This window comes from Schumannella sp. GW821-FHT10F01, assembly GCF_058809295.1.
This window is the reverse complement of sequence record NZ_JBXASM010000017.1, coordinates 37,694-50,201: the sequence shown is the minus strand read 5'-3', so window position 1 is coordinate 50,201 and position 12,508 is coordinate 37,694. Positions and strand designations below refer to the sequence as shown.

Annotated in this window: 5 protein-coding genes and 1 pseudogene; all 6 read right to left on the bottom strand. The window is 74.3% G+C overall.

Going from position 1 to position 12,508, the window contains the following annotated elements; all coding sequences use genetic code 11:
• A pseudogene (locus AC1RSJ_RS15560) lies at positions 1-900 on the bottom strand (hypothetical protein); the annotation flags it as partial.
• A 91-nt stretch (positions 901-991) separates the two neighbouring features.
• Entirely contained in the window at positions 992-1,846 is an 855-nt protein-coding gene (locus AC1RSJ_RS15555; protein ID WP_493119356.1) for an FHA domain-containing protein, read from the bottom strand.
• Entirely contained in the window at positions 1,843-4,182 is a 2,340-nt protein-coding gene (locus AC1RSJ_RS15550; protein WP_493119355.1) for a transglutaminase-like domain-containing protein, read from the bottom strand. The genes AC1RSJ_RS15555 and AC1RSJ_RS15550 overlap by 4 nt, the downstream gene beginning before the upstream one ends.
• Positions 4,179-5,579: a DUF58 domain-containing protein gene (locus AC1RSJ_RS15545; RefSeq protein ID WP_493119354.1), complete on the bottom strand. Its 1,401-nt coding sequence runs from the start codon at positions 5,577-5,579 to the stop codon at positions 4,179-4,181. The genes AC1RSJ_RS15550 and AC1RSJ_RS15545 overlap by 4 nt, the downstream gene beginning before the upstream one ends.
• The gene (locus tag AC1RSJ_RS15540; RefSeq protein ID WP_493119358.1) at positions 5,576-6,541 is read right to left on the bottom strand and encodes an AAA family ATPase; all 966 of its coding nucleotides are present in this window, start codon (positions 6,539-6,541) and stop codon (positions 5,576-5,578) included. The genes AC1RSJ_RS15545 and AC1RSJ_RS15540 overlap by 4 nt, the downstream gene beginning before the upstream one ends.
• Positions 6,542-6,573: 32 nt before the next feature.
• A complete protein-coding gene (locus AC1RSJ_RS15535; RefSeq protein WP_493119353.1) occupies positions 6,574-12,504 on the bottom strand; it encodes an Ig-like domain-containing protein in 5,931 nt (1,976 codons plus the stop codon).
• Positions 12,505-12,508 lie beyond the last annotated feature (4 nt).

The following is a 12,508-nucleotide window of genomic DNA, read 5'->3' as shown; positions in this document are numbered from 1 at the left end:
GCGACGGGCCGCACCCGCCGCGGCCCGCCGGCCGATCGCATCGAGCCGGAGCTCCCGGGCGTCGACCGGCGCACCACCGCGCTCGACCGTCGCGGCGCGGCCTTCGCCCGCCAGCCGGACCACCGTCGCCGCGCGGAGGCCGGGCGGCTCGCCGCCGCTCCAGCCGATCGTCACGGTCGCGTCGTCGACGCGGAGCTCGAACGCGTCGTGCTGCCCGGCCTCGACCGGCACCGGCAGCGCGTCGATCCAGCGCTCGTCCTCCGGGCGGACGACCCGGAGCCGTGCCGGCGGGAGGCGAGCGCAGAGCTGCACGGCCAGCGCGCGGGCGACGGCCCGCGCGCTCTCCGGCTGCCCGATCACGTGCATGCCGCCGGCGGCATCGATCGCGAGCGGCGCCCGGAGCCGCGTCACCCGGTCCGCGAGCTCCGTGACGGCCTCCTCTCCCGCCACGAGCTCGTCGACGCCGTCGAGCGCCGCGCCGCTCGGGATCTCCGCCGTGCCGATCCGCACGGCGGTCGGATGGGCGTCGCGCCAGAGCAGCGACGGCGGGAGCTCGCCGACCTCGACCGCGGCGGGGACGAGGAGCGCGAGCCGCGAACGCTCCGAGTCCAGGGCGGCATCGAGCTCGGCCGCCAGCGCCGCGAGCCGCCGCGCCAGCCGCGCGCGCTCGACCCGGTCGTCCCGGCGCCGGCGGATCCGCCGGTCCGCGGCGGAGCCGGCGGCCATCACGGGGCCGAGCACCGCGAACAGCAGCATGCTCGGCGATCCCGTCACCGCCCAGAGCACGAGCGCGAGTCCGAGCGGCGCGAGCGAGGCCAGCAGCGGCAGGCCGCCCCGCTGCTCGCGAGCCGGGAGCCGGGGCGCGGTCCGGCGGAGCGGAGTCGGGGCGAGGGGGTCCATCCGGACAGCCAACCGCAGCGTGCTCCCGTCCGCCGCGCGATCGCCGGCATCCGTGCGGAGCCGGCGGAGCGGTCGCCCGGTGGAGGAGGGGTCAGCTCACGACGAAGAACTGCTCGCCGATGTCGATGCGCGTGCCCCGCGGCACGAGGTAGCGGCGGCCCGGCGTACAGCGCTGCGGCTGCTCGTCGGGCGGGCGGATGACGCTGCCGTTCGTCGAGAAGCGGTCGCTGACCCAGAACCGGCCCTCCTGCTGGCCGAACTCGAGGTGGGTCTTGGAGACCGAGCGCCCGGCGTCGAAGAGCGTCACGAGGTGGTCGACGTACTCCCCCGGCTCCGCGGCGGGATTCCGGCCGACCAGCCCGGTGCCCGTCACGAGCACGCTCTCGCCCGTGCTGAACTGCAGCACCCACACCGCCGGGGCGCCGGCGGGCGCTCCGGCCGCACGGTCGCGGTCGGCAGGGCGATCGGACGCCGGCGGCGCCGTCGTCGGCACGGGCAGGATCGGCGGCGCCGGCGTCGCGGGGCGGGTGGACAGGGCCGGTGCGGCCGGCGGATCCGCTGGGGCGTCGTCCGCCCAGTCGGGCTCGTCGTCCGATCCGGCGGAGCCGGAGTCGTCCGCCGGTTCCGCGGCGGCTGCGTCCGCGCCCGAGGCAGGACCGACCAGGTCGTCGGGCTCGGCGGCCCGCTCATCCTCGCCCGGAGGATCGACCGGCTCCACCACCCCGGTGTCGCCCGCGTCGGCGGCCGGCACGACCTCCACGTCGCGGAACCCGGGCCGGGTCACCTCCTCCGGACGCGCGGCCGGGGATGCGGGCGGGATCGGGGCGAAGCGCGGGCGCGGAGTCGTCCGCTCGCCCGGGGCGGGCGCGGCGGTCGAGCGTCCGCAGACGCCGCAGAACAGGGCACCCGACGGCAGCACGGTGCCGCAGTGGCGGCAGGCGATCACGGCCGGTCCCCCGTCCGGTCGGCGCCGGGGCGCGCCCACAGCCGGCGCACGTCGAAGCCGCCGAGCGAGCGGAGCGACACGATGGCGCGGAAGCGGTCGCGCCGCGTCATCCCGCGTCCGAGCGAGTCGGCGAGGTCGCCGAACGCGACCCAGACGCGGTCGGCCTCTGCGCCGTCCGCTCCCCCGGGCGCGAAGACCGCGCGATCGGCCACGGCGGCGAGGGTCTTCGACTGCTCGAGCCCGACCTTGTCCGCGAACTCGGCGCGGGTCGCCGTCGGCGGCATGACCCAGCCGTGATCGACGGCCTGATCGTGGAACTCGTCCCAGGCGCCGCGGATGCGCTGGAGCGGGGTCGGCGCGCGGCGGCGGAGGCGGCGCCGGCCGGACTTCGCGGCCACGATCACGAGGAGCGGGGAGGCGAGCAGGCCGAGCCCGAGCGAGGTCCATCCGGCCGTCCGCAGCACGGCGAGGATGACGCGCAGCACGGCGTCCTGGTCGCCCGTGTCGCTCTGCTGCGTGTCGGGCGGGCTCTGGTCGTCGCGGCGCTGCGGCTCGTCCGGGGCCGGCTCGACCGGCGTCTGGGGGCGCGCCACCTGGGCGGGGTCCTTCGGCTGCTCATCCGGGATGGGGCGCACCGGCGGCACCGGGTCGACGACGACCCAGCCGCGATCGGCGGTCTGCACCTCGATCCACGCGGAGATGTCGGAACCGCGCAGCACGACCGTGCCGCCCGTCTCCTGCGGTGCGAAGCCGAACACGACGCGCGCCGGGAAGCCGAGCTGCCGCGCCATCAGGGCGGCGGCGACCGAGTACTGCTCCGCGTCGCCGATCATCCGGGTGCCGCTGAGCAGCTCGGTGATCCGATCCGATCCGTGGCCGGAGCGGCTCGGCGGCTCGTCGGCGTCGATCCCGTGGCTGATGTAGCCGTCGCGGCGGAGGCCGCGGATCGCGGCGACGAGCTGGGCGCCCGGCCCGTCGATGCCGGCCGTGTACTCCTCGAGCTTCGTGCCGACGGCGTCGGGCAGCGCGTCGATGCGCGGCACCCGGGCCGAGCCGGGGGTCGACGCGTCGAGGTCGTCGAGCGCGACCGCGGCGGGCTGCAGGGCGGTGAGCTCGTAGCGGCCGTCGACGGGCACTCCGCCGAGCAGGGCGGCCGTGGAGGTCGTGCTGTTGAAGTAGAACCGGCCCGCCAGCGCGTCCGCATCCGATCCGGCGAAGCGGACGGTCTCGAGGTCGCCGACCGTGGGCAGCCAGACGCCGCGGTAGCCGTCGATCGCGATCGTCACGTCGACCGGGCTCGCCCCCGGCACGTCCTGCTGCACGCTCGTCGGCACGCGCACGAAGGTCCCGGAGTCCGCGTCGACGCTGGCCGATCCGACGGCGTAGACGACGCCGTCGTAGCTGTCGAGCGTGGCGATCCGGACGCGGCCCCCGGCCGGCAGCCCGGTGACGGTGAGCATGGACTGGTCTGCCCGGCCGTCCTTGAGGTAGCGGCGGAGGCCGGCGAGCGGGCTCGGGTAGTCGCGCGGCTCGAACGGCTGCTCCTCGATCGTGCGGAGCACGGTGCGCTGGGTCGACGGCGCGGAGGCCGTGGCCGCGGCCGACGCCCCGCCGGCGATCGCGAGCACGAGCACCGCCGCGAGCCCGGTGCGCACCGCGCCGGTGCGCTCGCGCGGCGATCCGATGCCGGTGAGCACGCGGAGCGCGTCGCGGCGGCGGCGGGCACGGCGCCAGACCAGCCAGAGCAGCACGATCGCGACGAAGGCGAGCGCGAGCGGCACCGCGGCGGGGGCGCGGGTCGGTCCGAACAGGATCGCGAGCAGGTAGAGCAGCACCGGCGGGATGGCGGCGAGCTCGCCGCTGCGCACGCGGAGGGCGATGCTGACGGACGCGGTCGTCGCGGCCAGCACGGCGGCGTAGGCCGGCACGAGCAGCGCCTGGTAGTCGCCGACGGGCAGGGTGATGGTGACGAGGTGCCGCCAGCCGAGGGCGGTCTCCGACAGCAGCTGCACGACGCCGGTGCCGGTCGGCAGCAGGCCGCCCGCGGACGCCGCGCTCGGGATCGCGAGCTGCACCCCGGTCGCCGCGTAGAGCAGCGCGGTCACCGGCAGCACGAGCGCGGCGGGCAGGCGGAGCACGGCGCAGAGCACGGCGACGAACGTGCCGATGCCGATGGCGGCGCCCGCCACGACCCAGTAGCGCGGGTGCTGGTAGACCGGCGCGAACGCGACGGCGGCGCAGGCGGCCGCGGCCATCGCGAACAGCGCCGAGACGATGACGAAGCCCGCGCTCCGCGGCACGGGCAGGCGCCGCGCGGCGGTCTCCGCGGCGCTCACGAGGTGGCCGCCGCTCGGGCGAGGATGGCGCGGAGGTCCTCGAGCAGTCCGACGCGCAGCACCGTCAGTCCCGGCACGCGGCGCAGCCCGGCCGTGCCGCCCGGGTCGCAGCGCACGACGAGCACCTCGACGTCCGGGCCGAAGGCGGCGGACGCCGCACGCAGCTCGGCGGGCGTCGGGGTGGAGCCGCAGACGAGGAACGCGATGGAGACCCCGGTCACGGTGTCGGCGACGACACGGGCGATGTCGCGCACGCCGAGGGCCCCGCTCGCGGACTCGACGAGCGCGAGGTCGTCGAGCAGCCGGTCGGGGCGCAGGGTCGAGAGCGGGCGGACGGCGAGCACCCGCCGCTTCGCGAACTCGGGCGTGCGCTCCCCCACGACGACGCTGATGGTGCGGCCGTCGCGGATCGCGCGGACGCCGAGGCTGCCCGCGACGCTGACCGCGAGCTCGAGCTCGTCCGGATCGCCGTAGTCGCGCTCGGCGACGCTGAGCCCGACGACGATGTGGCTGCGCCGGGTCTGCTCGAACTGGCGGACCATGTAGGTGCCGGTCTTCGCCGTCGAGCGCCAGTGGATGTGGCGGCGGTCGTCGCCCGGGAGGTACTCGCGCAGGGCGTGGAACGAGACGTCGCTCGGGGTCAGGTCGCTCGTCGGCGCGCCCTCGAGATCGCGGATGAGCCCGGTGCTCGTGGAGGGGATCGGGATGGTGCGCGGGTGCACGATGAGCTCGACGCGCTCGGTCCAGATCAGCTCGCGGCGCACGAGCCCGATCGGGTCGGCGCGCACGGTGCGCACCGGTCCGAGTCCGACGACGCCGCGGCGGCGGGTGGGCACCGGTACGGCGGCGGTCCAGTCCGCGCCGCCGCGGAGTCCCGGCACCGCGAGCTCGACGAGCCCCGGTCCGACCGGCACCTCGGCGGTCGCCCCGAGGATGCGGCGGCGGGTGGGGTTCTCGACCGTGACCGACGCCGCCGCCTCGTCGCCGACGACCACGCGGTGATGCGGCAGGTCGATCCGCATCCGGAACGCGTTGCGCCCGACCAGCGCGATCGCCGCGGCGGCGATGAGCACGAGGCCGGCGAAGCCGATGGCCCAGCCCTCCGCCCAGCCGAGCACGGCACCCGCGACGAACGCGGCCGGCACGACGGCGAGCAGCACCCAGCCGAGGCCGGTCACGACCGAGCCGACCCGTCGTCCAGCGCCGCGGAGCGCCGCGCGCAGCCGGCCCATCGTCTGGACGACGCCGACGACGGCATCCGCGAGCACGCCGGTGCGCGCGCCGACGAGGCGGGTGCGGGTATTGCTCAGGCCCGCCGATCCGCTGCTCGCAGGCGCGTCGGCCGGGCGCGACGAGCCGTGCTCGATCGCGCTCCGTCGCTCGCGGACCGGGCTCACACGGCCTGCCGGTCGCTCGGCGGCGCGGTCTCGATGAGGATCTGCGACACGACGCTCGACGAGGTGACCCCGTCGAACTCCGCCTCCGGGTCGAGCACGAGGCGGTGGGCGAGCACCGGCTCGGCGAGGGCCTTGACGTCGTCCGGGATGACGTAGTGCCGTCCGCTGGCCGCCGCGAGCGTCTTCGCGGTGCGCACGAGCGCGAGCGCGGCGCGGACGCTGCCGCCGAGGCGCACCTCGGCGGCCGTGCGCGTCGCCTCCACCAGACGGGCGACGTAGTCGTTGATCGACGCGTCGACGTGGACGGTGCGAGCGAGGTGGCTCATCTCCACGATCTGCGCGGCGTCGACGACGGTCGGCAGCACGATCTCGTGCGAGCGGTTCGCGGACCCCTCCAGGATGCGCAGGGTCGACGCGTGGTCCGGGTAGCCGATCGACGCCTTGAGCAGGAACCGGTCGAGCTGGGCCTCCGGCAGGCGGTAGGTGCCGGCCTGCTCGATCGGGTTCTGGGTGGCGATCACCATGAAGGGCGCCTCGAGCTGGTGGGTCACGCCGTCGACGGTGATGCGCCCCTCCTCCATCACCTCGAGCAGCGCGGCCTGCGTCTTCGGGGAGGCGCGGTTGATCTCGTCCGCCAGCACGACGTTGGCGAACACCGGGCCGTAGTGGAACTCGAAGTCGCTGGTCGACTGGCTGAAGATGCTGACGCCCGTGATGTCGCCGGGAAGCAGGTCGGGCGTGAACTGGATGCGGTTCGAGGTGCCGTCGACGCTCTGCGCGATGGCGCGGGCGAGCGAGGTCTTGCCGGTGCCCGGGAAGTCCTCGAGCAGCAGGTGGCCCTCGCTGAGCATCGCGACGAAGCCGAGCCGCACGACGAAGGTCTTGCCGACGAGCACCTGCTCGACGCTCTCCACCAGGCGCGCGAAGGTCTCCTGGTACCAGGTGGCCTGCTCGGGCGTCATGATCGGCCGCGAGGCGGCATCCGTGCTCGGGTTCATGCGATGTCTCTCGTCTTGGTGTCGGTCGCGGTCGAGATGCGCAGCCGCAGGGGCGGGCGCTGGTTCAGCAGGTAGTCGCCGGTGTCGCAGACGCCGGGTCCGGTCGACGCCGCGACCCAGCCGTCGTCGCCGCCGGTGCAGTCCACCTGGATCGCCGTGTAGCCGTCGCCGCCGGCGATCCCCGTCCAGCTGTAGACCGTGCGCGAGGTGACGACGCTCGAGGTCGTCTGGTTCACGACGTTGTCCATCCGCAGCCAGATCGGCACGCCGACCGCGAACGAGCCGGACCAGTCGCTGCAGAGCGGGGCGGACAGCTCGGCGTAGACGGAGCAGGCGCGGATCTGCACGCCGACGGCGGTGCCGTACTGCGAGTTGTTGTTCGTCGTCAGCTTCGTGCCGAGCTCGACCGCCCCGGACTCGGTGCCGTCGACCCCGGTGCCGGAGAGCCGGTAGCTGAACCGGGTCGCGTCGCTCGAGCCCGAGGAGGTGAACCCGGTGATGCGGTAGTCGTAGGTGCCGTCGCCCTCGGAGTCGTCGAGCGCCGAGAGGCTGATGCCCGTCGGGGTCGGCGGCGCCTGGCGCGGCGTCACGGCGATGGTCGGCGACGACGTGCAGCCCTGGCCGTTGTAGGCGAACACGACCAGGCGGTATGTGGTGTTGGCCGAGAGCCCGGTGAACGTCGTCGAGGTGGGGTTCGCGGCCGTGGCCACGTCCTTGGCGCGCACGATCATGCCGGAGCCCGACGGCGGGTTCGGCGTTGGCGAGCCCGTGTCGACGCCGGTGACCGAGCAGGTCGGCGCGTCGCCCGTGTACGCGACGGCGTAGTACTTCGAGATCGCGGCGCCGTTCGGCGCGAACACGCCGTCCCAGCTCATCGACGCGGACGTGCCGGACTGGGTGGACGCGCTCGGGCTGCCGACCTGGATCGGGGCGCCGGCGGGCGTGCCGGTGCCGGTGGCCGCGTTCCAGCGCGCGAGCGAGTTCGGCGCGCTGTTGCGGGCGCTCACCGAGTAGGCGGTCGCGCTGCCGTTGACGATGGAGGCGCCGGTGACGACCCGCGCGTACACCGTGCCGACGGCGTCCTTCGGATCGACGGCGACCGTCTGGCTGACGCCGCCGACCGTGACGACGTAGAAGCTGATCGGGCTGCCCTTGCCGCCGTCGTCCGGCTTCGCCCAGACGACGCGGAGGCCCTGGTCGTAGGGGGTGGACGACAGCCCGGTCGGCGACGGCGGGATGATGTCCGACCAGATCGAGGTGCCGAGGCCGACCGGATCCGACTTGCCGACGGCGTTGATCGCGACGACGCGGAGCCGGACCGCGTTCGCGGGGCCGTTGCCCGGCGTCGTCACGGCGCACGACGCCGCGCTCGTGCAGGTCGTGGTCGAGATGGTCGACCCGTCGCCGGCGTTGAGCTCGGTGACCTCGTAGCCCGTGATCGGCGAGTTGTTCGAGGCGCCCGGCGACCAGGACAGCCGGAGCATCCGGTCGCCGAACTCCGTGACGGTCACCCCGGAGACCGGATCGGGCCGGTCCTGCACCGAGATCCGCACGTTGCCCCAGACGAGGCGGTCGACGTCGCCCGTGGCGTCCTGCACCTGGTACTGCACGTTCACGTCGACCGGCGCCGTGCTCTGGGCGACCGTGACGCTGAGCTTCGACTTGTCGGCGTTCGGGCTGATCGAGATGCCGTCCGGCAGCGCGCCGGAGTCGACGCCGCGCACCTGCACGACCTTGAGCGGCGTGGCCGGGAACGGGTTGCCCGCCTGGTCGTTCGCGAGCACGTCGACGGTGGTGGTCTGGCCGCGCTGGGCGATCACGCTGTCGGAGACCGGCTTCGCGAGCGGGCGCGACGACGGCACGACGCGGAGCGAGATGCGGCCGGCCTGCCCGGTGCTGGTGGCGTCCTTCACGGCGATGGTCACGGAGGCCGTGCTGCCCTTCGAGGCGCGGTCGGACGCCGTGATGACGAGACGCTGCCCGTTCGGCTGCAGGGTGAAGCCCTGGGGCAGCGGGTCGACGAGCGTGTAGACCAGCTCCGGGAGGTCGTTCTCGTACGGGTAGTTGGTGAGCCGGACGAGGTCGATGTCCTTCTGCTCGCCGGGCTCGAAGTCGAGCGACGCGCCCTGGAACACGGGCGGCTGGTTGTCGCGCGCGAGCACGGTGATCGGCAGGCTCAGCGTGGCGCGACGCGCTGCCGGATCCGCCGGGTCGCCGTCGGTCACCTCGAAGCTGATCGACGCCGGCCCGAAGTAGTGGTCCGCCGACGTGAAGGCCAGGGTGTGGTCGTCGACCACGAGCGGGTCGCCGTTCGCGTGGGTGGCCGTGACGCTCGTCGTGTCGGCCAGCTTGATCCGCCCTCCGCCGATCGCGACGACGTAGTCGTCGAGGTCGATCTCGAGGCGCTGCTCGCTCTTCACGGTGATGCGGGGGGCCTTCGTGTCGAGCTGCGGCAGCGCGTCGTCGAGCCCGGGCACGCGGATGAAGCCGTACGAGCGCACGGAGGAGTCGTCCGGGTGGATCACGGCGAACGGGATGATCTGGCTGACCCGCCCGATCTCGACCCGGATCCGCTTCGATCCGGTGACCGTCGCATCCGATCCGTAGCCGGAGAGCACCTGCACGCCGAGCGACGAGACCGGCCCGTCGGCGAAGAAGACGTTGTCGAGCACCGGCACGTCGATGCTCTGCTTGCCGAGCACGTCCGTGACGGAGAGCACGGTGTCGGTGACGATCGGATGCGCGAGCTCCGCCTTCGCATCGACGGTCACCTGTACGAACGCGGAGCTCGTCGCGCCGGACGCGTTCTGGATGGTGTAGACGACGCCGTAGACGCCCTCGGTGCGCGGCGGCGTCACCTCGACGTACGACTTCTGCACGACCTTCGCCGTCGCGCCGGAGCCGTTCGCGTCGACCTTCGTCACCTCGAGGCTGCCGCCGTCGGGGTCGGAGTCGTTCGCCAGCACCTGCACCGTGACGGTCTTGCCGGGCCGCACGGTCACCTGATCGTCGACCGCGACGGGCGCGCGGGCGCCCGAGGTGCGCGGGCTGATGCCGACCCGGATGGTGCCGGTGGCGCGGGCGCCGAGGCCGTCCATCACGCTGTAGCTGAAGGTGTCCGTGCCGGTCGAGTAGGCGCCGGCCGTGTACTCGATGAAGTCCGCGCCGACCCGCGTGACGCTGCCCTTCTGGGGGCTGGTGTCCTGGCCGAGCAGCTGGACCGAGTCGCCGTCGGGGTCGATCCCGGTCAGGGGCACGTCGATGCGCACGCTGTCGCCCGCGAACACGCGCGCGGTGAGCTGCGCGGGCACCGGCGGGTTGTTCGTCGAGGCGTTCTTCTCCCGCACGGCGATCCGCACGGTCGCCTCGGCGGCCTGCCCGGCCGAGTGGACGCGGTAGACCGCCTGGTAGTTGCCGACCGACTTCGGCGCGAGGTAGCGCAGCCGGTCGCCGGACGCGAAGAGCAGGCCGCCGCCGCTCGGCACGTCGCTGACGAGCACCGGGTCGAGGGTGACGTCCTCGCCGTCCGGCTGCTCGTCGTTGTCGAGCACCGGGATGTCGATCGTGTCGCCGACGCGGACGGTGACGGTGTCGTCGCGCGCGATCGGGGGCTGCAGGAGCGCGGGCGGCGGGATCTGCACGACCGTGATCGTGCCGGACGACTCGGCCAGGCCGTTGCTGACGCGGTAGCCGAAGGTGAGCGGGGCATCCAGGAGCCCGACGAGCGTGACGCGCACGGAGCGCTGCTCGAGCACCTCGGCGCGGACGCCCGCGGCGGCGTCCGGCGCGTCGATGCCGGTCACGACGAGCACGCCGCCCGCCGGGTCGATGTCGGTGCCGGCCACATCGACCGTCTGGCTCGACTGGAAGCGCACGAACACGGTCTTCGGGATCGTGATCGGCTGCGTGTTGCTGTCCGGCGGGGCCGTCACGACGACGCGCACCTGCCCGGTCGCGGTCTGCTGGCCGTCGGTGACGACGTACTCGAGGTAGTGCGAGCCGATCCGGTCGCTGCTGAAGGTGAACGTGCCCTTGTCGAAGCTCGGCACCACGGTCACGCCGGTCTTCGCGGGCACGGCGTTGAGGCGCACGGCGCCGGTGCCGCCGCGCACGTGCTCGAGCGGCGAGACGGTCACGACCTGCCCCGCCGTGGCCGGGACGACGAACGGGTCGGCGATGATCGGCACCTGGCCGGCCGGCTTGACCGTGATCGCGAGCGATCCGGTGCCGGTGCCGGTGCCGTCCGAGACCGCGAGCGTGACGGACTTCAGCTCGCCGCCGGCGCCGGAGTCGCGGAACAGCACGACGCCGTCGGGCTTGGACGTGACGCGGTCGTCGTCGGTCGTCGGCGTCGCGCTCTCGAGGAACATGGCGTCGCCGTCCGGGTCGATCCAGTCGCCGAGCACCTGCGTGGTGACCTGGCCGCCGGACTGCACGGTCGTCTTCGACGTGCGCACCTGCTGCGGCGGCGAGTTCTCCCCCGGCTGGCGCACGTGCACGACGACGCGGGCGGTGTCGGTGCCGCCGCGGCCGTCGTCGATCGTGTAGTCGAACGACACCAGACCCGACGCCTCGGCGCTCAGCGTGAGCAGCACCTGCTGGCCCTTGCCGATGATGTCGATGCGGCCCTGCGTGTCCGGGACCGGCGTGACGGCCGAGATCACGAGCACGTCGCCGTTCGGGTCGTAGTCGTTGAGCAGCACCGGCAGCACGGTGGCGCGGCCGGGGCGCGCGCCGAGGTCGTCATCGACGGCGACGGGCGGCTGCTGCTGCGCCTCCGTCTCCGGTGGGATGTCCTCGTTGTTCTGCTGCTCCTGGCGGGTGTCGTCGCGCGCGAGCAGGTCCGCCCAGTTGTCCATGAGCTCGCCGCCGAGCTGCACCGCCCAGCTGTCGCCGCCGGCGGCGTCGCCGAGCACCGCGGCGTCGCCGTTGACCTGGAAGCCGAGACGGCCGGCCGCGTCGAGGCCCTCGAGCTCGAGCGTCACGTCGTCGCCGCCGCAGGAGCGCCACGCGCCCGAGCCGGACCACGCCGCGTAGGTGCAGCGTCCGAGCACGAGCGGGGCGGCTGGGATGCCGGTCCCCGTGGCGAGCTGCCGGCCTGCGCCGCCCTCCAGCGGCACGGAGACGAGGCCGCGGCGGGTGGCGATCAGCACGGCGTCGCCGGAGGCCGACGGACGCTGCAGCACCGGATCGGATCCGGACGGCGCGAGCGAGCCGAGCGAGCGGACGCCGTCCGCCGTCGCGATCCGCCGGTCGCTGCGGTCGAGCACGACCCACTGGCCGCCGACCGCGGTGATGTCGACCGAGCGCGCGGTGGACGGCAGGCCGGCGTCGAGTCGCTGCGACTCGCCGGACGCGCCGGCGACGTCGGTGACGATCACCTCGCCGGTGTCCGGGCCGTAGGCGTACAGCACGCCGGCGTCGTCGACGGTCGCGACCGCGTTGCGGCCGAACGTGTAGGCGGCCGGCGTGTTCGGGTCGAAGCCCTGCAGGTCGGCGAGCGGCTCGACCCAGACCTCGCCGGTGCCTTCCGCCATGATCACGGCGTTGTCGCCGGCGATCCAGACCTCGGGCCGCTCGGGAGGCAGCGCGACCGTGTCGCCCGCCTCGCTGCTGGCGGGGTCGATGATGTCGAGCGAGGCGTTCGTCTTGTCGACCAGCAGCACCGTGGTGCCGCGCTGCACGACCTCGAGGTCGGTGCCCTGCGCGCGCACGACGGAGTTGAGCTCCGCGACCTGCGGGTTCGCGCGGCCGATCGCCTGCGCGCCGTCGTTGACGACCCAGACCGCGCCGTCGCCGAGGTCCATGCGCTGGGCGGTGAACCCGGGCGACAGGAACGCGGTCGTGCCGAGCACGGCGGCGATGACCGTCCCGCTCGAGACGGTCGCGACGAGCGACTTGTGGGCGGCGAGCCAGCGGCCGATCATGCGG

Coding starts and splice junctions, on each gene's coding strand:
- AC1RSJ_RS15540 (WP_493119358.1), bottom strand. CDS start 6,541: ATGACGCCCGAGCAGGCCACCTGGTACCAGGAGACCTTCGCGCGCCTG.
- AC1RSJ_RS15535 (WP_493119353.1), bottom strand. CDS start 12,504: ATGATCGGCCGCTGGCTCGCCGCCCACAAGTCGCTCGTCGCGACCGTC.